This is a genomic window from Pseudomonas sp. NFACC14, assembly GCF_900106885.1.
GTDB lineage: Bacteria > Pseudomonadota > Gammaproteobacteria > Pseudomonadales > Pseudomonadaceae > Aquipseudomonas > Aquipseudomonas fluorescens_AA.
In genome coordinates this window covers 99,791-123,600 of the sequence record NZ_FNOA01000006.1, presented here as the reverse complement: position 1 = coordinate 123,600, position 23,810 = coordinate 99,791, and the positions used below count along the sequence as shown (strand labels likewise).

Here is a 23,810-nt window from a genome sequence, read left to right as displayed (position 1 = left end):
GCTCTCGTTTTTGTTCAGTTGCCTTGAATGACAAGCGAAACAAAAAAAGGGGACAGGCCTCAGGCCAGATTCTTGCGAAGCGTCAACGTGACCCAGTAACGGGTGCGCATGTGCACATCCAGCGGCAGGCTGGCCGCCAGCAACGCGAGGATCCGATCGGTGTTGTCCAGGCGGAAGCTGCCGGTGATTCGCAGCGGTTCCAGGGTTTCGTCCCAGCGCAGCACGCCGGGGCGATAACGACTCAGTTCCCGCAGGAAATGCCCCAGCGGCTGGTCCTGCGCCACCAGTACCCCGTCACGCCAACCCAGCTGTGCCACGTCGAACGCCTGCACCGGCCCCGCACCCGAGGCCCGGACGTTGACCTGCTGGCCCTCTTCCAGACTCAGCGATGCTCCCCGCAGGGGTTGCAGGTACGCCGAACCGCTGACCACCGACACCCGGCAGTCGCCCTCGCCCAAATGCAGGCAGACTTCGCCACGATGGATCGTGACGAGCCCATAGGGTGACTGGACGGACAGCGGCGTGCTCCCGGCGAGTTTGAGGGCCATCTCACCGCGCAGCAGCACCAGGCGCCGGGCCTTGAGGTCCAGGTCGACGGCACTGTCGGTGTTCAGTTGCAGCGCACTGCCATCGATCAGCGACCAGCGCCGTTGCTCGCCCGTGGCGGTGTGCAAATCAGCGCGCCAGACCTCCAGCGGCAGCTCCCGCCCCAGCAGCCAGGCGGTCGGGACCAACGCGGCGACGCCCAATGCACGCTTGAGCACCGCACGCCGGGCCAGCGCCGGACGGTCCAGGGTTGCCATGCCCAGGGACGCGGGGACCCCGGAAAAACGCTGGCGCAATCGCTGGGCCTTCTGCCAGGCCGCCTCGTGGTGAGCGCTACTGTCGCGCCAGCGTTGCAAGGCCGCCGAGTCGAATGCATCGCCGTCGAACTCCATCAGGGTCAACCAATGGGCAGCCGCCCGTGCCGCCTCACGAGCCTCGGGTGATGGTGCCGATGGCATCAGAAGTCCACCAACAGGCAATGCTCATAGGCCTGGGCCATGTAGCGCTTCACAGTGCGCTCGGACACTTGCAAGCGCTCGGCGATCTCGCGATAGCCCAGGCCTTCGAGCTGGCTCCATAAAAAAGCCCTCCGCACCAAGGGCGGCAGGCCATCCAGCAATTCGTCCAGGGCTTGCAGGGTTTCCAGCAGCAGCCAACGCTGTTCCGGAGACGGTGCGCAGGCTTCAGGCAGGTTCGCCAACGCGTCGAGATAGGCCTGTTCCAGATTGCGGCGGGTATAGAAATTGCTCAGCAGGCGTTTGCCGACGGTCAGCAGATAGGCTCGGGGTTCTTGCAGGTCCGTCAAGGCCTGGGAGCTGGCCAGCACCCGCACGAAGGTATCCTGGCGCAGGTCCGCCGCATCCCAGGCATTGCCCATGCGCCGTCGCAACCAGCCTTCCAGCCAACTCCCGTGGTCACGGTACAACGCATGGAGGGATTGCTCCGTCGGCGTAACTGCATCACACATGTCCAGAAGCCTGCGCAAAGTCTTAAATGAGACTGATTCTAATTAATGTTCGCGCAGGAATCCAAGTTGTTTATGCAAAGTGAGTCTAGAAACGGGATGCAAGCCCCCTCCCCTGTGGGAGCGAGCTTGCTCGCGATAGCGGTGGGTCAGCTTGCTTCCATGGCGCTGGGTGGTCGCCATCGCGAGCAAGCTCGCTCCCACAGTCAGGTCTTTGCACGCAGTGCGATCAATGACTGGCGTGCAAGGTCTTTGGCACTTCCGGCATGGCCGAAGAGTGGTGGTTGATGATCTTCCACTGGCCATCAAGGCGTTCATAGAGGAAGGTGTAGCGCGCCTGGACCTCACGCTTGGAACCATCGGCCTGGGTGAGTGTGAAGGTATAGACACCACTGTCCATCGCCGCGTCGGGCCCCAGGTGACGGATTTCCCGGTAGTTGATCTGTCCGACCGGCTTGGCGGCCAGGAAATGCTCGAAGTAGTCCTGGATCTGCGCCGACGTGTTGCGCACCTTGTTGGAGACGGTCGGTTGCAAAATCGCATCCGGGGCATAGAGGCCGGTCACGGCGGTGGCGCTACCGGTTTGCAGCGCGGCGTTCCAGCGATCAAACAGGGCAGCGATTTCCCGGTCATTCACGTTCTTGGGCTGCTCGGCCACCGTGCGATACACGTAGGGTGTGACCTCGACAGCCTGGACAAGCGGCGCGCCCAGCAGGAAAAAAGCAGCGATGGCACAGGTTTTCATTTTCATCGGAAAGCTCCTTTGGGTTTCAATGAGCTCACTTTGCCGACCTTCCCGGCTCTCGCCATCGGCCAACCGGTGCCAATCGCCTATGCCATTTGGCAGATAGGCCCGATGCCGGTGACACGGTCTAATGGCGTCACCGCGAACCGTCCGATCTTTTTCCACGCTGGAGCTCCCCATGCAAAGCCCGCCCCATGATCCCGGCAGTGCCCTGGCCATCCGCAGTCAGTATCGCCAGTCGCAAAGCCGTGCCGCGCGCCTGGGGCTGCTGCTGGGCACCGGCCACGAGCTGACGCAGTTGCCCCTGCCGGCCATGCGTCAGCGTGCGCTGCAACGGGCGTGCGCCTTCATGGCGATGGACCACGGCCTGCTGCTGGAGTGGGCGCCGGACCACACGCTGCGTACCCTCGCCAGCCACGGGAGCGCGGAACGGGTCGACTTCCTCGCCAGCCAGGCCCAGCCGCAAACGCCCGGTCCGAATTGGCTGGAGTCCCCCGGCAGCGCCCTGCCCCAGGTCCTGCGCATTCCACTGCGCACCTCCGATGGCGTGACGTTCGGGGCGTTGCTGCTGGGCAACAGCGTCGCCCTCGGCGCGCCGGACAACGAAGACATCGAGTCGCTGCAATTGCTGGCGACACTGTTGGCGGCGCACCTGGAGAACAGCCGCCTGGTCGAAGCGCTACAGGCCCGCGAGCGGACCATGTCCGAGCTGGTCCACCGCTTGTTCAGCGCCCAGGAAGACGAACGCAAGCGCGTGGCCTACGACCTGCACGACGGTCTGGCGCAGAACCTGGCCGGTTTGCACCAGCGCTTGCAGGGCTTCGCCGGTCGTTGCCCGTCGCTGGCGCCGGCGCTGGCGAGCGAGTTGCAGGCCATCCTCGACCTGGCCCAAGGCTGCGTCGGCGAGGGCCGGCAACTGATCGGTGGCCTGCGCCCCCACGTACTGGATGATTTCGGCCTGTACAAAGCCGTCGACAAGGAGGCTGATCGCCTGCGTGACGCGGGCCTGACCGTGAGCTGGGCCGAACACAGCAGCGCGCGCCTGCCGGGCAATACCGAGATCGCCCTGTTTCGCATTGCCCAGGAGGGCATCAACAACATTCTCAAGCATGCCCAGGCCCGTCATGTGGGCCTGGGGCTGGCGGTGGAAGATGGCCACGCCAGCCTGCGGGTAGAAGACGATGGCCGTGGCTTTGCCCTGGAGCAACCCATCGAGACCAACGGCAGCTGCCACCTGGGGCTGGCCGCCATGCAGGAACGCGCCAACCTGCTGGGCGGCCACCTGGCCTGTTGCAGCCAACCCGGTGGCGGCACTCGCCTGCTGGCCAGCGTGCCGCTACCCACCGCTGGAGTACAGCCATGAACCGTCCTTCGCGCCTGCTGCTGGCCGATGACCACGAAGTCACTCGCACCGGGTTTATCAGCATGCTCGCCGACAGCCCAGGGTTCGAGGTCGTCGGCCAGGCCCGCGACGGTCAGGAGGCCCTCGACCTGTGCGAGCGGCTACAACCGGACATCGCGATTCTCGACATCCGCATGCCCGTCCTCAACGGCCTGGGCGCGGCGCGGATCCTGCAGCAGCGCCAGCCCGGGATCAAAGTGGTGATCTTCACCATGGATGACAGCCCCGACCACCTCGAAGCCGCCATCGGTGCGGGCGCGGTCGGCTACCTGCTCAAGGATGCCAGCCGCGATGAGGTGCTCGACGCCCTCAAACGGGTCGCCCAGGGCGACGAGGCGCTGAACAGTTCAGTCAGCGCGCGCCTGCTGCGCCGCATGGCCGAGCGCGGTGCCAGTGGCGCCCCCCAGGTCCAGGCTTTGACCGCCCGTGAGCGCCAGGTATTGGGGCTGGTGGCCGGCGGCTTCAGCAATCGAGAAATCGGTGAAAAGCTGGGCATCGCACCCGGCACGGCCAAGGCCCACGTCGAGCGCGTCATCGGCAAACTGGGCGCCGCCGACCGGACCCAGGCCGCCGTGCGCGGCGTGGCCCTGGGGCTGGTGGCGCAACCCGCCGGGCAATGGCCATGAGGTTTCTCGCCGCCCGCCGCTGGGCCGACCTGCCGTTGCGAGGCAAGGCCCTGGTGGTGATTTCCCTGCCCCTGGTGGTCCTGCTGCTGTCGCTGGTGCTGATCTACATCACCGAACGGCAGACCGCACGGGCCGAGGAGGATGTGCGCCGGGTACTGCTCGTCCAGGGTGATATCCAGACGGTCCATACCTTGCTGGCCGAGGCGGCGGCCAGCGTGCGCGGTTACCTGCTGACCCGGCGCGAAGATTTCCTGCCCAGCTACGAACAAGCCACGCCGCTTATCCATGCGGCGTTGCAGCGCCTGGACCACAACATTCGCGATGCCAGGATGCGCGAGCACCTCAAGACCATCACCCCGCTGATCGCCGACAAACTCGACGGTTTGCTCGCCTTGCGCAACGGCAAGCGTGACGACCCCGAGGCCATCACCGCGATCCTGATCGAAAACAAGCAGGTGCTGGATGTGCTGCGCGAGCAGATCAGCGCCATGCGCATACGCGAGGATGGCCTGCTCGCCGAGCGCAGCGCCGCCGCCTCGGCCACGCGCATGCGCCTGTTGTTCGCCACGTTGCTGGCGGCGGTGTGCGGCTTGCTGGGGGCCATTGTCGCGGTGCTGTTTCTATCCAAGGGCATCGTCGCCCGGGTACAGCAGGTGCAAGGCAACGCCCAGCGCCTGGCCCTGGGGCAACCGTTGTTGCCGCAACCGCCAGAGCAGGACGAAATCGGCCAGCTCGGCACGCGGCTGGTGGAGGCCGGGCAGTTACTCGCAGAACGCGAGCGGGCCCTGCGCGATAACGAGGAGCGCTTGCGGCTGATCATCGACGGGGTGAAGGACTACGGGATCTTCGCGCTGGATGCCAAGGGCTACGTCACCACCTGGAACGCCGGCGCGCAGCGGATCAAGGGCTACACCGAGCAGGAAATCCTTGGCCAGCACTTCTCCCTGTTCTACTTGCCCGAGGAATGCCCGGCGCACCCGGACATGGCCCTGCGCGAAGCCACCCGCGACGGCCATTACATGGAGGAAGGCTGGCGTTGCCGCAAGGACGGCAGCCGTTTCTGGGCCAGCGTGGTCATCACCGCCCAGTACGATGGCACGGGCGCCTTGCGCGGCTTCTCCAAGATCACCCGCGACATCACCGACCGGCGCGCCGCCGAGATCGCCCTTCGCACGGCCCGCGAAGAAGCGGAAAGCGCCAGCCGGGCCAAGAGCGAATTCCTTTCGCGCATGAGCCACGAACTGCGCACGCCACTGAACGCCATCCTGGGTTTCGCTCAACTGCTGGACATGGACTCCACCGCCGGCCAGCGCCCCCAGGTCAGCCACATCCTGCGGGCCGGCCAGCACTTGCTGGCGTTGATCAACGAGGTGTTGGACATCGCTCGGATCGAGGCCGGGCGCCTGCCCCTGAACATCGAGCCGATCGCCCTGGCGACGGTGCTGCACGAAGCCTTGACGCTGGTTTCACCCATGGCCGCCGACGCCGGTATCCACTTGATCGACCTGCCTGCATTGCCAGACGACAGCGGTGTGCTCGCCGACCGCCAACGCCTGGTGCAGGTATTGCTCAACCTCTTGTCCAACGCCATCAAGTACAACCGGCCCGGCGGCGAGGTGCGCATCGAAGTGAGCGTCCAGGCCCGCCAGGTGAGCATCGCCGTCCACGATACCGGCCATGGCATCGCCCCTGAGCAGTTGGGCCAGCTGTTCAAGCCCTTCGAACGCCTGGGCGCCGATCCGCAGGTCGAAGGCACCGGCCTTGGCTTGTCCTTGAGCAAGAACCTGCTGGAGATGATGCGGGGCAACCTGCAGGTCCACAGTGAACCCGGGCACGGCTGCTGTTTTACCCTGCAACTGCCCGCCACTCAGGTGATCGGCACGCACTTGCCACCCATCGCCGCCCTGGCCGTGACGCGCCCCCCCATGGATTACCACGGCAAAATCCTCTGCATTGAAGACAACCTGTCGAGCCTTGCGCTGATCGAGACCCTGATGCAGCGCCGTCCCGGCATCCAGCTGCTATCGAGCATGCAAGGCCAGATGGGCCTGGACCTGGCCCGCCAGCACTCGCCGCAGCTGATCCTGCTGGACGTCACCCTGCCGGATCTGGAAGGCCTGGAGGTCTTGCGGCGCCTGCGCCAATCCCCGGCCACCGCGGCCACCCCGGTACTGATGATCACCGCCGATGCCAGCGCGCTGACCCATCGCGCCCTGCGCGACGCCGGGGCCACGGCGATCCTGACCAAACCTATCCATATCCAGGCCTTTCTCGGCCACCTCGAGCACTATCTACCGGAGCCCGCATGAATCGCGACTTGCGCATTCTGATCGTCGACGATCAGCGCCCCAACCTGGACCTGATGGAGCAACTGCTGGCCCGCGAAGGGCTGCACAATGTGCTGAGCAGCACCGAGCCTTTGCGTACGCTCGACCTGTTCAACAGCTTCGAGCCGGACCTGGTCATCCTCGACCTGCACATGCCAGCATTCGACGGTTTTGCCGTGCTGGAACAACTGAACCGGCGCATCCCCGCCAACGACTACTTGCCGATCCTGGTCCTGACCGCCGACGCGACCCGTGACACTCGCCTGCGTGCCCTGGCCCTCGGCGCGCGGGACTTCATCAGCAAACCCCTGGATGCCCTGGAAACCATGCTGCGCATCTGGAACCTGCTGGAAACCCGGGCGCTCTATAAAGCGTTGCGCGAGTTGATTCCGTCCCAGCAGATCGAACTGTTGCGCCAGCACCGCCCCGCCGCCGACCCGGTCTAGCCGGGCGGTCGCTTCATCGAGGCCATCGAAGCATGGAAGTCACCGAACGAACATCGGCAAACGGCCTGCAAGGGCACATTCGCGGCGAACGCCTGGCCACCTCCGACGGAGTATCGAGCAAGGAGATCCTGGTGGAGATCTTTGTCCGCGAGCGTTGCGAAGCCCACATCGTCGTGCCAGCGGTGGCCGAGCCGTTACTGGTCTGGGTGTTGTCCGGGCAAGCCATTGTCGAGGAGCGCACCGCCCACGAGCCGTGGGACGCGAATACCGTGGGCCGCGGGGATTTTTTCCTGACCACCTCCCCTGTGCCTTATGAAATGCGCTGGCAAGTGACCAGCCCTGAGCCGTTCGTGGTCATGCACGTGTATCTGGGCCTGGCGTTGCTGGAGCGCGCCATCGCCGAAGCTGGCGGCGGCGCGATCCAACTGCGGGAAGTCTCAGGCGGGCGGGATGAAGTACTCTCGGCCTTGCTGGAGCAGATCCGGATGGAACTGACCCGACGCGGTGAAACCAGTGCCTTGCTGGTCCAGGGCGTGGCGCAATGCCTGGCGGTGCACCTGGCACGGCATTATGTGGATGCCGGGGCCGAGGACATGTCCGGCCGCAACGCCCTGCCCGCCTTCAAGCTCAAACGGGTGATCCAGTTAATGGAGCAACACCTGGCCGAACCCTTCAACCTTGGTGACCTGGCCCGGGCCATCGGGCTGAGCGAATATCACTTCAGCCGCCTGTTCAAGCGCGCCACCGGGCGTTCGCCCTCGCAGTACTTCATCCAGCTGAGAATGGCCCGGGCCCGGCAACTGCTGATCGAAACCGAGCGCAGCATCATCGATATCGGCCTGGAGGTCGGTTATGGCAGCCCCAGTCACTTCTCCCAGGTATTCCGTCGCGAAGTGGGCGTGGCGCCGAGTCATTACCGCAAGTAAAGGCCTGACGGCGCCACAATAATGTGGCCGCACACAACCCCCTGTGGGAGCGAGCCTGCTCGCGATAGCGGTGGACCCGTTGCCAGCAATGTTGACTGGTCTGACGCTATCGCGAGCAAGCTCGCTCCCACAGGCATTTCCTGCCAGGCCTGTCTTCATTTGATCCGGTAATGAAAGGTATTGCGCACCGCCGGCACCGGCACCGCCTTGCCATCGATGATTCGCGGCTGATAACGGAACGTCTGGGCCGCGGCCAGGGATGGGCGGATAAACAGCGGGTGGCAGCCGTCGAGCACCTTGGGACTGTCGATCCGCCCGTCCGGCATCACGCTGTATTCCACGGTGCAATCGCCCTCCAAGCCCTTGTCCAGGGCCCGTTGCGGATAGTCCGGCGCTTGCTTGCTCAGGGGCTGATAGCTGCGGCTGTCCGCGGCGGCCTGGCGCGCCTGCTCGGCGTGGCGTTGCTCGGCGAGTGCTTGGGCCTGCCGGGCCTGGCGCTGTTGTTCGGCTGCTTGCTGCTCGGCGTCTTGCCTGAGCCGCTCACTTTCCAGGCGTTCACGCTGCTGCTGTTGCGCCTGTTGCTCGCGTTTTTGCTCCTCGACCCGTTTGCGGGCCAGCGCCGCCTGTTCCAGCTTCTGCGCCTGGACTCGCGGGTCGACAAGCGGCTTGGTGGGGGCAGGAAGTGGCGCTTGCACGGGTGGTGGCGCGGGTTCGACCACCGGTGATGCAACAGGGATGACAGCCGCCGGTGCAGGCGCTTCGGGCACCGGTGCGGCCGGCAACATCACCAGTTGCGTACGCAACACCCGTGTCGTCTCGGCGGCGGGCTTCTCCACGTTCCACCCCAACACCAACAACGCGGCTATCGCGACGTGCAGAGCCACGGCCAGTCCCGCCGCCAGGCTGTTTCTCCACAAACCGGGGCGGCTCAACGCGGGTACGCTCATGAAGGGACTGTGCATGATCATCGCCGTCATTGCGGCGCCTCGGTCACCAGCCCCAGGTTGCTCACGCCACCCTGCTGCAACGCAGCCATGGCCGCGACCACCCGGCCGTAATCGGCATGATCATCGGCACGGATGTACACCTGGGTGTCGCTGCGCTCGGCCACGACCTGCGCCACCTTGACGCGCATCTGCTCCAGGTCCACGGCGCTGTCGGTCTGGTGGCGGGTGTCCAGCTCACCGCCCAGGTTCCAGTAGTAACCGCCTTCGGCCTTTACCGACAGGGTGAGGATTTGCTGGCGACTGTCGGTGGCCAGCGCTTCGCTCGCGACCTTGGGCAATTCGATCTTCACGCCCTGGGTCAGCATCGGCGCGGTGACCATGAAAATCACCAGCAGCACCAACATCACGTCGATGTACGGCACCACGTTCATTTCGGCCTTGGGACCGTGCTTGCGTTGTGGCTTGACGAGCATCTGTCCTCTCCTTTCAAGCGGCCGAGGCCAGGTTCACCGGGGCGCCGTGCAGCTTGCGGTGCAGACGCGCCTGCAGTTCGTTGCCAAACCCGTAGTAACGGGTCAGCAGGGTCTGGCCGCGGGCGGCAAAACGGTTATAGGCAATCACCGCCGGGATCGCCGCGAACAAGCCGATGGCCGTGGCGATCAGCGCTTCTGCAATGCCTGGCGCTACGGTGGAAAGGCTGGCCTGTTGCACCTGGGACAGGCCGAGGAACGCATTCATGATCCCCCAGACCGTGCCGAACAAGCCGATGTAAGGGCTGACCGAACCGACAGTCGCGAGAAACTGCAAACCTTTCTCCAAGTGCACTTCCTGTTCGCTGATCGCCACCTGCAGCGAACGCTCGACGCCTTCGAGCACCACCTCGGGCGTGCAGGCAGGCTGGTTGAGTTGAGTGAAGGCCAGCAAGCCTGCCTGGAAAATCGGCGTGACGCCCTCGTCCTCACGTATGTGTGCGTGTTCCCGGTACAGGGGCAACAGGTCCTGGGTGCTGCGAAAACGTTGCATAAAACCGTTGAGCTGGCGCTCGTTGCGTTGCAGCACGGCACTGCGCTGGATGATCAGGTACCAGCTCAAAAGCGAGGCCAGCAGCAAGGTGAGCATGACCGCCTTGACCAGCAGACTCGCGTCGCTGATCAGCCCCCAGATCGTCATGTGTTCCAAAGTGGCTTGCATGGGTATAACTCCTGTCTGGCTGCTATTCGATGAAATGTTCGTGACCGGTTGATGACCGTGCCGCTCAAGGCAGACGCAGGGCTTTCGCCACGTCGGCCCAGGGCACGAACTTGAAGTTCTGGGTCTGTTCGGGCATGCGCTTGCGGCCGTCCTGGACCACCAGCATGCCCTGGCTCCAGGGCCCGCCGAGGTTCACCGAGGTCACCTCCAGGCCATCGGTCTCCGACGCGCCATCAATGCCCGCAGCCGCGTTCAGGCCGACCCGGAACGCGCCCCGTACGGCGAACGGAGGCTCGGCGTCGAGCACCAGGTAGCTGTCGTTGCCTTGGCTGGAGATCACCAGGTAGTCGCGGCCCTTGGCCTGGTACAAGGCCATGCCCTCGACGTCAGCGTGCAACGACGGGCCAACCTTGATCACACTGCTCAAGGTCGCCGGCTGGTCGGCCCGGGCATCCATCGTCCAGACACCCACGTCCTCCTCTCCGAGAAACAAGCGCTGGCGCTGCTCATCGGCCACGCAGCCTTCGGGCTGGCTGTCGACGCTGAACTGGCGCACCAACTGGCCGTGCACCACGCCGTCCGGCGCACTCAGGCGGTATTGCACAAAGCGCCCGTCCTTGCCGTTGGCGAAGGCGTACAGCTCACCTTCGGCGGGCTGGAACAGGCAGATGCCGTAGATGTCCTTCAATGGCGTCGCAATCTCCCCCGCTTCGCGCAACTCGCCACTGGCGCGGTCGATGCTGAACAGGCTCAAGCTGTTGCGATCACGGTTGCTGGCCACCGCCAGATCGACGGTTTGCGTGCCCAGTTTGAAGTTCGCCCGCACATCGACGTTGTTCAGGCGCCCGACCGGCAGCTCCTGCAGCAACTTTCCTTGCAGGTCATAGGCCAGCAGGCCTTGCTTTTTGTTGGTGCCCAGCACCCGGCTCAAGCCCGGCGTGGTCGGATGCACCCAGATCGCCGGGTCATCCGCGGCGTCGCCCTGGCGGGCCACCGGCTCGCTCTGGGCGATGGCAGCCACCGTGGGCAGTACCGGCGGCAAGGGCATGGGCGTGGGTTGCCAGTCGAGTTCTCCCTGATACAGGCGCCCGTCGTCATCGTCGCGCAGCAGCACCTCGATACCGGTTTTCGTCCGGCGTGCCGCCAGGCTTTCCGGTTCCTTCAGGCCCGGCAGCGACAACGTGGCGCGGGGTGTCCAGCCTTTGCCGTCCTGCTCATACAGGTGCAACTGCAAAGCCTCTGGATCGAGGCCCAACACCCCACCGGGCAATACCGCCAAGGCGCCGGCCGCCTGCTGGATGTCGCCGAACGGCGCACGCATCGCCACGGGCACCCGCACGGTCTCAGCCTCGGAGGATGCCGGGTAGGCCCACCAGCCGATCCGCTCTTCGTTGACGAACAACTGCTGGCTGGCGTCCTGCACTTGGCAGGTCTTGGCGTCCGGCGGCAGAGGCAAGCCACGCACCCGTTGGGCGGTCGCGCCCAACTGCTCGCCGGCGCCCACCAGCCATTGCTCGCCCTTGCCCTCTTCCCCCACCAGAAACACGAACAGGTTGCTCGCCTCGTCGCGGTACAGGCACAGGCCGTTTACCGGGAACTCGCGCGTGGGCAGGTACAGCGGCGTGCCCCACTGGCGGCCTTGTGGGTCGAGGCTAACGACTACGGCTTGCTGGCGCTCGCTGTCGAGGCTGGCGACCAGCACGTTCGCGCCCTGGGCCCGGCTATCGACACCTTCGAAGGTGCCCTTCAGGCGCATCAGTTCGCGACCCTGGGCATCGAGCAAGAACAGGCCCTCGCGGGCACTGGCCAGTCGCTCGGTCGTCGAAGGACCAGGCAGGAATGCCAGGGCGTTGATCGACCGTTGTTCGGCTTGAGGCCAGGGTTGCAGCTTTAGCTTGGGCGCTGAAGCAGCTGCCAGGGCGGCGGCTGATGCCAGGCTGAGCGCCATCGCCAGTAGGCAGCGCTTGGGTAAGGAAAACATCGTGTTCAACGGGAAAATCCTTGTCGTTCAGTCAGACTCAAACGGGCTTGTTGCTCACTTCTATTGCCAGGGAATTCATCTGTGGGAGCAAAGCTTGCTCCCACAGCCAAATCCTCTTGCCACAAGTGATCAGGTTCGCGAATCAGAAATGGGTAAAGGTCAGCCCCAGCTTGTACGTCGGGCCGTACTCTTCGTACTGGCCGTTATAGGAGCGGTGGCCGGTGTAGACGAAATACGACTCGTCGGTGAGGTTCTGGGCTTCGAGGCTGACTTGCAGGTTCTTGGTCAGCGAGTAACGCGCGCTGAAATCGACGAAGGTCTGGGCATCTACGTGCAGGTCATGGTCGCGGTCGCCGATGGACGCCAGTTCGAACAGGTACGCTGACTTGTAGTTGGCCGACAGCCGCAGGCTCAGCTTGTCGTTTTCCCACCCCAGCATCAGGTTGCCGACCGTGTCCGACTGGTTCGGCAGGTCGATGCTGCGCTTGCGCTGGGTACCGCTGGCCTGGTCGAAACCCTCGATCTCGGCGTCCGAACGGCTGAAAGTGGTATTGGCCCCCAACAGCAGCCCGTTCCAGGGGGCCGGCAGCCAGTCGAACTTTTGCGAGTAGGCCAATTCCAGGCCATACAGCTTGGCGCTGTCGCCGTTGGCGTAGCTGTGGGCTTCTGAAAAGTCGGTCCAGGCACCCGTACCGGCCAGGTCGGTGTTGTAGACGAAATGCTTGATGTCCTTGTAGAACAAAAAGGCCGAGACCGTGCCGGCGTGGCCCATGAAATGCTCGATACCCAGGTCCAGGTTGCTCGATTCCAGCGGCTTGAGTTCCGGGTTGCCGAAAGTGGCCTCGTCATCGTCGATGACAAAACCTGGCGCCAATTGCCCGAAGGTTGGACGCACCACGGACTTGGTCCAGGCCGCACGCACCTGGGTGTTCTTGTCCAATTGGTAGCGCGCGTGCAGGCCCGGCAACCAGTGGTGATACTTGCGACGGGTTTCGGTATCGGTGAAGACGCCGTCAGTGGCGCCGGTGCCCTTGGCGTCGAATTCGGTACCTTCGTAGCGCATGCCAGCGATGAAGCGCCAGTCATCGATGTCGACGGTGTTCATCAGGTACGCGGCATTGATGTCCTCGCTCATCTTGAAATCGTTGACTCGCGATTCTTGCTCGTCGAAAAACTCGTCGCGGTTCAGGCCGCCCAGCAACCGTTTGATGGCATCGGCGCTGATGCCCGGACCGAAGCGACCGAGACGGTAGTCCACGCTGCCTTTCCGGAACTGCCCGAGGTTCAATTGCTCGTCGGTGAAACCCAGGTCGTCGAAATCCTCGTAGACCCAGGCGTCCAGGTCGTTGTCCTTGTCCCGCCGGCTGACTTTGCCACCGAACTTGACCTGGGACGCATAGCCGCTGAAGTCGTAGTCCCGGGCCAGGTCCAGGCGCAGGTTTTTCTCGGTGTCGGTGGTCTTCTGCGCTTCCCAGTCCACCTTGTCGAGGCTGAAGTTGGCCGGATCGTAGAACCCCGAGCCGATGATCGGCCGCGGCTTGTCGTTGTCGTAGAAACCACCGTTGAAACCATCGATGCCTTCGAAGGTGGCCCCGGCAATATGGCCGGGGCTGTCTTCGCTGGATTGGCTATAGCCGCCCTGGCCACTCAGGGTCCAGAGACCGAACAGACGCTCGCCACCGAGTACGTAGGATTGGATTTCCTGGGTCTCTTCACGTTGCTTGAGCTTGCGCTCGCCCTCGGCGTCCCCCAGTTGCCCGGCGGCCTGCGGGTCTTCGAAGGCGATGCTGGCGGCGTTGCGGGTTTCGCTGTCCTTGTAGCGGCTGTACAGCGTGCGCAGGTAATAGCTGCTGAAGTCATCGGGTTTGTAGTCGAAGTTCAAGCCGCCACCGGCCCGCTCGCGGCGGATGTCGTAGTCGCGCTGTTCGAACTCTTCGAGGCGTGAACCCTGCGCGAAATCCCAGGCACCGCCGGTTTCGACGTTGTCCGAACCGAAGTCGCGCTTCTGCCAGCTCAGCGCCGCGGCCACGCCGAAGTTGTCGATACCATCGCCAAGGCTGAAACGGTCGCTGATGGCGCCGGAGAATTTCGGGCTGGTCTGGCGGGTGTTCTTGTCATAGCTGGCTTCGCTGCTGCCGGTGTAGAACAGCCCCTTGTGGTCGAAGGCCGAGAGGCTTTTCACATCCACCGTACCGCCCAGGGAGTTGGCGTCCATGTCCGGCGTCAGGGTCTTGATCACCGACAACGATTGCACCAGTTCCGAGGGCAACACATCCAGGGCAACGGCGCGACGCTCGCTTTCCGGAGCCGGCACCAGGGTGCCGTTGATGGTCACGCTGTTGAGGTCCGGCCCCAGGCCACGCACGCTGACAAACCGGCCTTCGCCCTGGTCGCGCTCGACGCTGACACCGGGCAGGCGCTGCACCGCTTCGGCGACGTTTTCATCCGGCAACTGCGCCACGCCGTCGGCATGCACCACGCTCTTGATGCTGTCGGCGCTGCGCTGCTCCTTGAGGGCCTGGTCGATACTCGCCGCCTGGCCGACCACTTCAACGTGTTCCGTGGCGCCGGCCGCTTGCTCGGCGGCACTCAGTCGTTCGCTGGCAATGGCCATCGCCAACGCGGTGAAGGTGAAACCGACGAGCCCGGCGGTGCTTGTGCGGTGGTACATGGTGATCCTCCCCAGGAATCCGGAAATCCGCCAGGCAGTGGCCCGGCAACTGGGAGGGCACGCTAGGGGTGGGGAATGACGGTTCTGTGACAGCGGCGCCAGCCAAAGGACGATATCGGCGATTTAGACAGGTTGGTCGACCGAAGTGAGCTGAAATGACCTCTTCCCTGCGGCTCAATGAATCTGAAGACAATTAATTTTGTGGCGAGGGGATTTATCCCCGCTGGGGTGCGAAGCGCCCCCATGCGGCATACCTGTCACGCCGTGCAATCAGCTCTACAGGGCTGCTGCGCAGCCCAGCGGGGATAAATCCCCTCGCCACAATGGGAGAGGTGCTGTCCCATACAGTGAAAAAAAACGAATGACCGATGAGCTGATTCGACCTCCCCCACCCCGTCACCCGCCGTCACCGCACTGTCACATCCATCTGCTGTGCTGGGCCGCATTCCGCTTCTGGCAAAGGACTCCGGCCATGTTCTTCGTGCTTCGCCCGCACCGCTTCAAACTCGCCCTGCTTCTGCTGGCGGCCAACCTCGGGCTGATCCTGCATTTGGCCAGCGGCGAGCTCAAACCCATTGCCGAATGGGTCTGGCTGGATATTCTCGGCGAAGGTGGCTCGGCGCTGCTGGCGCTGGTCTGGCTGGGGCTGGTATTGAAAAGCCGCCCGGCCGGGCGGGTGACCAACTACCTGGTCCTGGGCCTGGGCTGCATCTTCTTTTCCTGGTGGATCGACAGCCTCGACGAATTCATCCGTTTGCCCGACAGCATCACCTGGGATCACTGGCTCGAGTCCGGGCCCATGCCGGTGGGCATGATCCTGCTGACCCTCGGCATCTATCACTGGCACCGCGAACAGCTGGCGATCAACGGGCAAATGGAGAAGCGCGAGCGACTGTTCCGTGAGCACCGCCTGTTCGACAAGCTCACGCCGTTGGGGGGCGCCGACTTTCTCAAGCACGAGCTGTCCGCCAGCCTGGAAGACACTCGGCGCCGCCAGCAGCCACTGTCGTTGCTGGCCCTGGACCTGGACAACTTCACCGCCATCAACCAACGCTTCGGCCACGGCGAAGGCGATGCGGTGTTGCAGGCGATCAGTCAGTTGCTGGTCCTGAACCTGCGTCGCCAGGATCTGCTGTGCCGCCTGGCCGGCGATCGCTTCGTGGTGCTGCTGCCCGACACCGGCGAGAGCCAGGCCCGGCGCCTGGCCCTGGAGCTGGAAATCGCGGTGCGCAGCCTGGCCCACAAGACCCGGCAACACAGCGAGCGCTTGCAACTGACCGCCAGCACGGCGGTGGTGATGGCGTTCGACGAAGCCCCCGACGCTTTGCTCAAACGCCTGAACCTGGCACTGGCCCAGTCCCGGACCACGCTGGCGAAAAGCGCATGACGCTCAAGACCTGCTGGTACGAAACCGACAGCCGCTTCATTCCGGGGCACTATCAGCCAGCCGCGCTGATTGACCTGGCGCTGTCGCGGGACATCGACAGCCATCGCCTCCTGCGCGGCACCGGACTGTTCCATGACGATATCCTCGCCGGACAGAGCCGCATCAGCCCGCAGCAATTCCTCGGCCTGATCGACAACAGCCGGCGCCTGCTGGATGCCAGCGACAGCAGTTTCCTGTTTGGCCAGCGGCTGTTGCCCGGCCACTACGGACCCGCGAGCCACGCTTTGCGCCACGCGCAGAATCTGCATCAGGCCTTGCAAAGCCTGATCGACCAGCAGGCGCTGCTCAGCCCGTTGGCAGCCCCGCGCCTGTTGCTGGACGAGCACTACGCCTATGTCCATTGGCTGGACAGCTGCGGCGCCGGGGAACAATGGCGCTTCGTGCTGGAGGCGAGCATGACCTCGATGGTGGCGATGAGCGCCTGGCTCAGCGGTGAACGCCTGCCCTGGCAGTGCAGTTTCCGCCACAGCGAGCCGCGTTACGTCGAGCAGTATTGGGTGCACCTGGGCGAGCACACGCAATTCGACCGTCCCCTGGACCTGATGCGCCTGCCCCGCCACTGCCTCGCCCAGCCGTGGCCCAACGTGTCGGCCACCGCTGGCCAGGTGGCGCGGATCGAAGCCCGGGACCAGCTCGACCAACTGGGCTTCGCATCAAGCTTCCTGGATTGCCTCTACGACTACCTGCACGCCCATGTGCAACAGACGCCAAGCCTGGAACAGACCGCCCAGGCCTTCGCCATGAGCCCGGCGACCCTCAAGCGCAAGTTGCACAAGCACCACACCGGGTTCCAGCAACAGGTCGACCGGGTGCACACCCACGTGGCGTTGTATCTGTACCAGGTCAAGGGGTTCAGCAACGAGGAAGTGGCGCAGTACCTGCGCTTCAACGATACGGCGAACTTCCGTCGCTCGTTCAAGCGCTGGACCGGCAGCACGCCGAATCTGATCCGGCAGTTGTTGATGCTGGGCTGAACTGTGGGAGCGAGCTTGCTCGCGATAGCGTTGGATCAGCAGCAGGTTGACGACTGATGCACCGCTATCGCGAGCAAGCTCGCTCCCACAGGTTTTCATTCAGCTTTCAACTCACGGATCAGTCCTCGCCAATCTCCACCACATCGCCATTCAAACGCACCGGCCACACCCGCAGGCTTTGCTCCGGATATTCCAGGCAATGCCCGTCTTCCAGGCGGAAATGCTGCTTGTACATCGGCGAGGCAATCACCAGCTCACCCTTGATGCTGCCCAGCAGGCCGCGGCCGATGACGTTCGCACCGGACTTGGGGTCGCGGTTGTCGATGGCGTACAGCGGCTTGTCCCCATGTTCCGGCAGATAGAGCAACGCCACTTGGCTGCCGTCATGCCAGGCGACTACGCCGGAGTTCGGCACCAAGTCGCCGCGGCGGCACAGGGCACGCCACTGCAAGGGCTCCTGGGGGACATCGCGGGCGGGCATACGAACGACGTTTGACTGGCTCATCAGAGCACCTCCTCGGTAACGGGAATCAGGTGGAGTTCATGGGCGTGAACCGGCCGACGCTGGCCGCGTTCGCGGACGAAGTGAACGTCCGGATCGCCACGTTTGTCGTTGACGAAGGTGCGGAAACGCTTGAGCTTGTCCGGGTCCTTCAAGGCGTTGGCCCATTCGCATTCGTAGCGGTCGACCACCAATTGCATCTGGGCTTCAAGCTCGGCGCCCAGGCCGAGGCTGTCGTCGATGATCACGTCTTTGAGGTAGTCCAGGCCACCTTCCAGGCTTTCGCGCCAGACCGAGGTCCGTTGCAGTTTGTCGGCGGTGCGGATGTAGAACATCAGGAATCGGTCGATGTAGCGGATCAGCGTGGCATCATCCAAGTCCGTGGCGAACAGCTCGGCGTGACGGGGACGCATGCCGCCGTTGCCGGCCACGTAGAGGTTCCAACCCTTCTCGGTGGCGATCACGCCGACGTCCTTGCTCTGGGCCTCGGCGCACTCGCGGGTGCAACCGGACACGGCGAACTTGAGCTTGTGCGGCGAGCGCAGGCCTTTGTAGCGATCTTCGAGGGTCAGGGCCATCTGCACGCTGTCCTGCACGCCGTAGCGGCACCAGGTACTGCCCACGCAGGATTTCACCGTACGGGTGGACTTGCCGTAGGCATGGCCGGTTTCGAAACCGGCTTCGATCAGCTCGGCCCAGATGTCCGGCAACTGGTGCAACTGGGCGCCGAACAGATCGATGCGCTGGCCGCCGGTGATCTTGGTGTAGAGGTCGTATTTCTTGGCGACCACGCCGATGGCGATGAGTTTGTCGGCGGTGATTTCCCCGCCGGCGATGCGCGGCACTACCGAGTAAGTGCCGTTTTTCTGCATGTTCGCCATGAAGGTGTCGTTGGTGTCCTGCAGCGCCACCAGGGACGGGTCCATGATCGGCTGGTTCCAGCACGACGCCAGGATCGAGCCCACCGCCGGCTTGCACAGGTCGCAGCCGGTGTGACCACGACCGTGCTTGGCCAGCAGTTCTTCGAAACTGATGATGCCTTCAACGCGCACCAGCGCATACAACGCCTGGCGGGTGTAGGCGAAGTGTTCGCACAGGCTCTTGTCGACGCTGACGCCACGGGCAATCAATTCGTGCTCGAACACTTGCTTGACCAGGGCCGCGCAACCACCGCAACCGGTACCGGCCTTGGTGTCGCACTTGAGCTGGCCGAGATCGGTGCAGCCGCCGTCGATGGCCGAGCAGATCGAGCCCTTGGTGACGTTATGGCACGAGCAAATCGTGGCAGTTTCCGGCAATACCGCCGGGCCCAGGGTCGGGGCGCCTTCGGACGATGGCAGGATCAGGCTGGCGGCATCCTTGGGCAAGGCGATGCCGTTCTGCATGTATTGCAGCAAGGTGTCGTAGTAGCTGTTGTCCCCCACCAGCACCGCGCCGATCACGCGCTTGCCTGCGGCGTCCACCACCAGCCGCCGGTAGCTGGCGCTGGTTTCGTCGATGAACTGGAAGCTGCGCGAACCTGGAGTGTGGCCATGGGCATCGCCGATGGAGCCGACGTCCACGCCCAGCAACTTGAGCTTGGTGGACATGTCGGCGCCGGTGAAGGCTTCAGCGCTTTCGCCGCACAGCCGGGCCGCGACGTTGCGGGCCATCTGGTAGCCCGGGGCGACCAGGCCGAAAATGCTGCCGTTCCAGGCTGCGCATTCGCCGATGGCGTAGATGTCCGGATCGCTGCTCTGGCAATGATCGTCGATCACCACGCCACCGCGCGGGCCGATCTGCAGGTCGCTCTGGCGCGCCAGGGCATCCTGGGCGCGGATACCGGCGGAAAACACGATGAGGTCCGTTTCCAGGAAATCGTCGTCGCCGAAATTCATCCGATAACGGTACTGCTCGCCGGCGCTGATGGACTGGGTGCCCTTGGACAGGTGCACGCCGACGCCCAGGCTTTCAATGCGCGCCTTGAGGGCCAAGCCGCCCTGGGTGTCCAACTGCACCGGCATCAGCCGTGGCGCGAATTCCACCACATGGGCTTCCAGGCCCAGGGTCTTGAGGGCATTGGCCGCCTCCAGGCCCAGCAGGCCGCCACCGACCACCACGCCGCGGCGGGCATGGCTGGCAGCGGCGCGGATCGCATCCAGGTCTTCAAGGGTGCGGTAGACCAGGCAAGAATCCCCCTCGGCGCCCTGGATCGGCGGCACAAACGGGTAGGAACCGGTGGCGAGCACCAGTTTGTCGTAGCTGAGGCGCTCCCGAGCAGTGACGACCTGGCGCGCCTGGCGGTCGATTTCCAGCACGGGAACGCCCAGGTGCAACGTGACGCCGGGGGTCTGGTACAACGACGCTTCGCCCAGGGCCAGGGACTCGGCATCACGCCCGGAGAAGTATTCGGACAAGTGCACGCGGTCGTAGGCACGCATCGGCTCTTCGCTGAACACATGCACGTGGTAATGATTGAGGGCACCGCGTTCGATCAGTTGCTCAACGCAGTGATGGCCGACCATGCCATTGCCGATCACGATCAGCGTTTGCAGCTTGTTCAGAGAAGCAACGTTGGAATTCATAAAAAGCACCCGACAAAAGCCCATCACGATTTTGAAAGCAAAAAAAAGACGCCTGAAACCTTGCGGTTCCAGGCGTCTTTGCCTGTTCTGTGCGGTATCGGTCCGGCGACTGCGCCCTGACCTACCGTTGTCCCCCGGCCTGTTGGCGCTCGATCTTCGTTGACCGACGGGGCTGCCCACTCGGCTGTGTTCGCGGTGGGCCTGAATAACCTCTTGCAGCGAGCGTGCCAAACCTTATCCGCGACTGTATCCACAACCTCGCATTCGCCGACGATCCCCTGTGGGAGCGGGCCTGGCCGCGACACCGCAGGCTCAGCCACCGCAAGCTGACCAGCCCCTGCGGCGTTTCGCAGGCACCGCCAACTGCCTTGCGATGGTGCGATCACTCCGCCCGCGGCTTCATAAAAGTGCAGCCGTTCAAACCCGCCGTTCACCGTCAGACCGTCATCGCGAGCAAGCTCGCTCCCACAGGGGGAGTTGCGGTTGAGCCCAACCCTCTGTGGGAGCGAGCTTGCTCGCGATAGCGGTGGGTCAGCTTGAAGGGTTATCGGCGGTCCTGGCCACCATCGCCACGATACTGGCCAACAACTCTTCCTTCGCCTCGTCAGCGCTGATTTCCCCGGTGGCGGCGGCATTGGACAGTGCTTCCGCCGCTCCCAGCATCGCCCGCAAACCGGCCCGGGTGATGCCCTTCGTGCCGGCGAACGGCTCCAGCACCGCGCGGCATTTGTCGAGAAAAATACCCTCGTATTCGCGCTTGATACGTTCCAGCTCCGGCGAACTGGTCAACGCTGCAATCACCCCCGGAATCTCTCGGCCTTGCAACAACACGCATTCGACGTAGGAAGAAGCGATCACCGCCGCCCGGCTTTGCAAGGTGGCGTCACTGGCATCCAGGGCCGCCTCCATCCGTGCGGTCTGACGGGCATCGAAATCCTGGTAAAGCGCCGCCAGCAGCCCAGATCGGGTAATGAAGTGGTTGTAGACGATGGGTTTGGTCACCCCCGCCTGGTCCGCCAGCCGGGCCAGGGTCAGGGCGTCGCTGCCCTCCTCCCGCACCAGTCGCCAGGCGACATCCAGCAATTGGCGCTGCCGGTCGTGCCGGGATAAACGACGCCGAGGTGAAGCCTGCGAATGTTCGTCAGTGCTTGACATGCTAACTTTACCAACCGTAACTTACTAAGCGTAACTTAAGCATACCTGTCATCAAGACCTCGTGACCAGAAGGAGTTTCGCCATGCATGCACTCATCGTTGTGGCTCACCATGATCCGCGCTCCCTCACCCACAGCCTGGCCGGGAAAATCGCCGAGGGCATCACCCGCGCCAACCCTGCCGATACGTTCGAGATCGCCGACCTGGCTGCCGAAGGCTTCGATCCGCGCTTCAGCTTCGCCGACCACGCCGTGCACCACCGCGAGGCCTTGCCGCCAGCGGATGTGCTGGCCGAGCAAGCCAGAATCGACCGTGCCGACGCGTTGGTGCTGGTCTATCCGATTTATTGGTGGTCCATGCCGGCACTGCTCAAGGGCTGGATCGACCGGGTGTTCTCCAACGGCTGGGCGTTTGATTTCAGCCTCGACAAGCCGTTTATCCAGAAGCTGCGGCACTTGCGGGTTCATTTGGTGGAAGTCGGTGGCGCCGATGCCGACAGCTTCCAACGCCACGGCTACGGTGAGGCGATGACCACGCAGATCGACCATGGCATTTTCGGTTATTGCGGCGCCCGGGTAGTGAGTTCCCAGCGTTTGCTCGACTCGGAAACCGCCGATCCGCAACAGCATTTGCAGGCCGCCGGCGTTATCGGCCAACGGTTATTCGCAACGCTCGACGAAACCACCCAGGCGCCCGCGACCGCATGCGCCTGAGCTCAGAGCGCACGTCCACGGGCGGCCGACAGCGTCGCGTCACGCCCATAGATATCCGGGACGTACACCGCCTGGCCCTGGCTGTCCGCTTGTGCTGTCCAGTAGCCCAGCAGGATCGGCACGGGCCGGGCCAGCCTGAACTCGTGGGTCGACTCACTGGCCAGCAACGTGTCGGTGCGTGCGCGTTCGGCCGGGCTCACCAGCAGGTCGCGCAGGTGCATCACTTGCTCGATCCGCACGCAGCCTGAACTGAAGGCCCGTGGCCCTTTGCTGAACAACGCCTGGCTCGGTGTGTCATGCAGGTACACCGAAAACGGATTGGGAAAACGGATCGCCATTTTGCCCAACGGGTTCTTCGGACCTGGATCCTGACGCAGCATGAGGTTGCCCGGGTGCTCCCAGTCGATATCTTCCGCCAGCAACGGCAGGCCATCGCCATCGAGGATCCGCAGGTTGTGGCGGCTGAGAAACTCCGGATCGCGGCGGATCTCGGGCAGTTTGTCTTCGCGCATGATGGTCGGCGGAATGGTCCAGGTCGGGTTGAGTGTCAGCCGGGTGACGTGGGATTTGAGCAGCGGCGTCTGCCGTTGCGCACGGCCCACCTGGGTGCGGGTTTGCCAGACCGGCGCGCCGCCCTGGTAAACCGTCAACTGCGCCGCCGCCACGTTGACCAGGACGCTGTCGGTCTCCACGTCCTGGGCCAGCCAGCGCATGCGCTCCAGGTTGATGCGCAACTGCTCGCGGCGCATGGCCGGGCTGATGTTCAGTTCGGTGACGGTCCACGGCCCCACCACGCCATCGGCCTGCAACGAATGCTGGGCCTGGAAGCTCTTCATCGCCTCCACCAGCATGGGGCTGTAGTGCTCGTCGCTCACCTGCGGCGGCGTACTCAGATATCCCTCGTTGAACAGTCGTTGGGCCAGGGCGGGTACGCGGGCGTCCTGTTTGTCCGGTTGCAGCAACGGCCCGCCCGGCACCGCTTGCCATTCGGCCAAAGGCTGTTGCCGCAGCCGGGCATAGAGGCCGCGCAGGTTGCGGTAGAGGTCCAGGTTCGGCCGTGCCTGTTCAAAAGCGTCGGCCAGGTTCTGCAGGCCCAGCCCGGCGATGGCCAGCACCACGGCCGGGTGGTCCTGTGGCGGTGGGTTGGCCTTCCACACCGGTTCCAGCCGGTCTTGCGGCAGGTAGCCAAAACGCAGGTCATGCAAGGCTTGCAGGTAGCGCCGGCTGATGGCGATATCGGCACAATGAGGGCCTTGGGTTGCCCCCTCGCCCGGCAAGCCATAGCGCGCGGGATCCAGGCCGTCATCGGCAAGCTGTTGCAACTGGACCTGCAACGCCCCCCGTCGTTCGTCGTCCGACCAGACTTCCTGGCCTGCGTTTTGCTGATAGAACGCGTGCAAATCGAGCAGCGTCGGAAAGTCGACACCCACCGCGATGTCCGGGCATGCGACCGCCAATTGCGCCAGGGTGGTCTGCACCAGTGCCGGATCGCTGTCTTCGGCTGTGGCGACCAATGGCGCAGTGAGCAATAAAAGGCTCAGGTAACATGCGGACTTTTTGAACAACTGCTTTACTCCAATCCATGGCCGTCTCGTTGACGGTGAATTTTGCGACAGGTACGACCCGCCATCATGCAGACAAACAAAATCGGACGGGATGCCGCGAACGAACACCACGTTGGAAC

General features: G+C 64.0%; 20 protein-coding genes. 8 read left to right on the top strand and 12 right to left on the bottom strand.

Features of this window, described 5'->3' with window-relative positions; all coding sequences use genetic code 11:
• Nucleotides 1–59: 59 nt before the first annotated feature.
• The 3 genes from BLU85_RS12060 to BLU85_RS12050 all read right to left on the bottom strand — a co-directional run bounded on the left by BLU85_RS12060 (nt 60) and on the right by BLU85_RS12050 (nt 2,261).
• The gene (locus BLU85_RS12060; RefSeq protein WP_092199573.1) at nt 60–1,004 is read right to left on the bottom strand and encodes a FecR domain-containing protein; all 945 of its coding nucleotides are present in this window, start codon (nt 1,002–1,004) and stop codon (nt 60–62) included.
• Nucleotides 1,004–1,513, bottom strand: coding sequence for a sigma-70 family RNA polymerase sigma factor (locus tag BLU85_RS12055; protein ID WP_092199570.1), 510 nt, complete (start codon nt 1,511–1,513; stop codon nt 1,004–1,006). Before BLU85_RS12055 ends, BLU85_RS12060 begins: the two co-directional genes overlap by 1 nt.
• 226 nt (nt 1,514–1,739) lie before the next feature.
• The gene (locus BLU85_RS12050; RefSeq protein ID WP_092199567.1) at nt 1,740–2,261 is read right to left on the bottom strand and encodes an SgcJ/EcaC family oxidoreductase; all 522 of its coding nucleotides are present in this window, start codon (nt 2,259–2,261) and stop codon (nt 1,740–1,742) included.
• 172 nt (nt 2,262–2,433) lie between these two features.
• Here BLU85_RS12050 and BLU85_RS12045 point away from each other — a divergent pair, with 172 nt between their 5' ends.
• From BLU85_RS12045 to BLU85_RS12025, 5 genes are read left to right on the top strand one after another with little or no spacing between them, the layout of a single operon-like run.
• A complete protein-coding gene (locus BLU85_RS12045) occupies nt 2,434–3,618 on the top strand; it encodes a sensor histidine kinase (protein ID WP_092199564.1) in 1,185 nt (394 codons plus the stop codon).
• Nucleotides 3,615–4,283, top strand: coding sequence for a response regulator (locus tag BLU85_RS12040; RefSeq protein WP_092199561.1), 669 nt, complete (start codon nt 3,615–3,617; stop codon nt 4,281–4,283). Before BLU85_RS12045 ends, BLU85_RS12040 begins: the two co-directional genes overlap by 4 nt.
• Nucleotides 4,280–6,592, top strand: a complete 2,313-nt coding sequence (locus BLU85_RS12035; protein ID WP_092199998.1) for an ATP-binding protein — start codon at nt 4,280–4,282, stop codon at nt 6,590–6,592. The genes BLU85_RS12040 and BLU85_RS12035 overlap by 4 nt, the downstream gene beginning before the upstream one ends.
• Nucleotides 6,589–7,056, top strand: a complete 468-nt coding sequence (locus BLU85_RS12030; RefSeq protein ID WP_092164443.1) for a response regulator — start codon at nt 6,589–6,591, stop codon at nt 7,054–7,056. Before BLU85_RS12035 ends, BLU85_RS12030 begins: the two co-directional genes overlap by 4 nt.
• Nucleotides 7,057–7,088: 32 nt before the next feature.
• The gene (locus BLU85_RS12025; RefSeq protein WP_092199558.1) at nt 7,089–7,982 is read left to right on the top strand and encodes an AraC family transcriptional regulator; all 894 of its coding nucleotides are present in this window, start codon (nt 7,089–7,091) and stop codon (nt 7,980–7,982) included.
• Between the two features lie 155 nt (nt 7,983–8,137).
• Here BLU85_RS12025 and BLU85_RS12020 read toward each other — a convergent pair whose 3' ends face one another.
• The 5 genes from BLU85_RS12020 to BLU85_RS12000 all read right to left on the bottom strand — a co-directional run bounded on the left by BLU85_RS12020 (nt 8,138) and on the right by BLU85_RS12000 (nt 14,772).
• Nucleotides 8,138–8,959 carry an energy transducer TonB gene (locus tag BLU85_RS12020; protein ID WP_092199555.1) on the bottom strand — a complete coding sequence of 274 codons (822 nt, stop codon included), beginning with the start codon at nt 8,957–8,959 and terminating at the stop codon, nt 8,138–8,140.
• Nucleotides 8,956–9,402, bottom strand: a complete 447-nt coding sequence (gene tolR / locus BLU85_RS12015) for a protein TolR (protein WP_092199552.1) — start codon at nt 9,400–9,402, stop codon at nt 8,956–8,958. Before tolR ends, BLU85_RS12020 begins: the two co-directional genes overlap by 4 nt.
• 13 nt (nt 9,403–9,415) lie before the next feature.
• Nucleotides 9,416–10,120, bottom strand: a complete 705-nt coding sequence (gene tolQ, locus BLU85_RS12010) for a protein TolQ (RefSeq protein WP_092199549.1) — start codon at nt 10,118–10,120, stop codon at nt 9,416–9,418.
• A 64-nt stretch (nt 10,121–10,184) separates the two neighbouring features.
• A complete protein-coding gene (locus BLU85_RS12005; RefSeq protein WP_092199546.1) occupies nt 10,185–12,110 on the bottom strand; it encodes a phytase in 1,926 nt (641 codons plus the stop codon).
• A 133-nt stretch (nt 12,111–12,243) separates the two neighbouring features.
• Nucleotides 12,244–14,772, bottom strand: coding sequence for a TonB-dependent receptor (locus BLU85_RS12000; protein WP_092199543.1), 2,529 nt, complete (start codon nt 14,770–14,772; stop codon nt 12,244–12,246).
• Between the two features lie 472 nt (nt 14,773–15,244).
• On the opposite strand from BLU85_RS12000, the gene BLU85_RS11995 reads away from it, so the two are divergent.
• Together BLU85_RS11995 and BLU85_RS11990 are read left to right on the top strand one after the other, a co-directional pair.
• On the top strand, nt 15,245–16,159 hold the full coding sequence (locus BLU85_RS11995; protein WP_092199540.1) for a GGDEF domain-containing protein: 915 nt from the start codon (nt 15,245–15,247) through the stop codon (nt 16,157–16,159).
• Nucleotides 16,156–17,193, top strand: a complete 1,038-nt coding sequence (locus BLU85_RS11990; protein WP_092199537.1) for an AraC family transcriptional regulator — start codon at nt 16,156–16,158, stop codon at nt 17,191–17,193. Before BLU85_RS11995 ends, BLU85_RS11990 begins: the two co-directional genes overlap by 4 nt.
• 118 nt (nt 17,194–17,311) lie before the next feature.
• Here BLU85_RS11990 and nirD read toward each other — a convergent pair whose 3' ends face one another.
• From nirD to BLU85_RS11975, 3 genes are all read right to left on the bottom strand, one after another.
• Nucleotides 17,312–17,698, bottom strand: a complete 387-nt coding sequence (gene nirD / locus BLU85_RS11985; protein WP_092199534.1) for a nitrite reductase small subunit NirD — start codon at nt 17,696–17,698, stop codon at nt 17,312–17,314.
• On the bottom strand, nt 17,698–20,259 hold the full coding sequence (nirB, locus tag BLU85_RS11980) for a nitrite reductase large subunit NirB (protein ID WP_092199532.1): 2,562 nt from the start codon (nt 20,257–20,259) through the stop codon (nt 17,698–17,700). Before nirB ends, nirD begins: the two co-directional genes overlap by 1 nt.
• A 531-nt stretch (nt 20,260–20,790) precedes the next feature.
• Nucleotides 20,791–21,414, bottom strand: coding sequence for a TetR/AcrR family transcriptional regulator (locus BLU85_RS11975; protein ID WP_092199529.1), 624 nt, complete (start codon nt 21,412–21,414; stop codon nt 20,791–20,793).
• 82 nt (nt 21,415–21,496) lie between these two features.
• Between BLU85_RS11975 and BLU85_RS11970 the strand changes: the two genes are divergently transcribed.
• Nucleotides 21,497–22,126, top strand: a complete 630-nt coding sequence (locus BLU85_RS11970; protein WP_092199526.1) for an NAD(P)H-dependent oxidoreductase — start codon at nt 21,497–21,499, stop codon at nt 22,124–22,126.
• A gap of 2 nt (nt 22,127–22,128) precedes the next feature.
• Here the strand turns inward: BLU85_RS11970 and BLU85_RS11965 are convergent, their stop codons facing one another.
• Entirely contained in the window at nt 22,129–23,691 is a 1,563-nt protein-coding gene (locus BLU85_RS11965; protein WP_092199523.1) for a L,D-transpeptidase family protein, read from the bottom strand.
• Nucleotides 23,692–23,810: the final 119 nt, after the last annotated feature.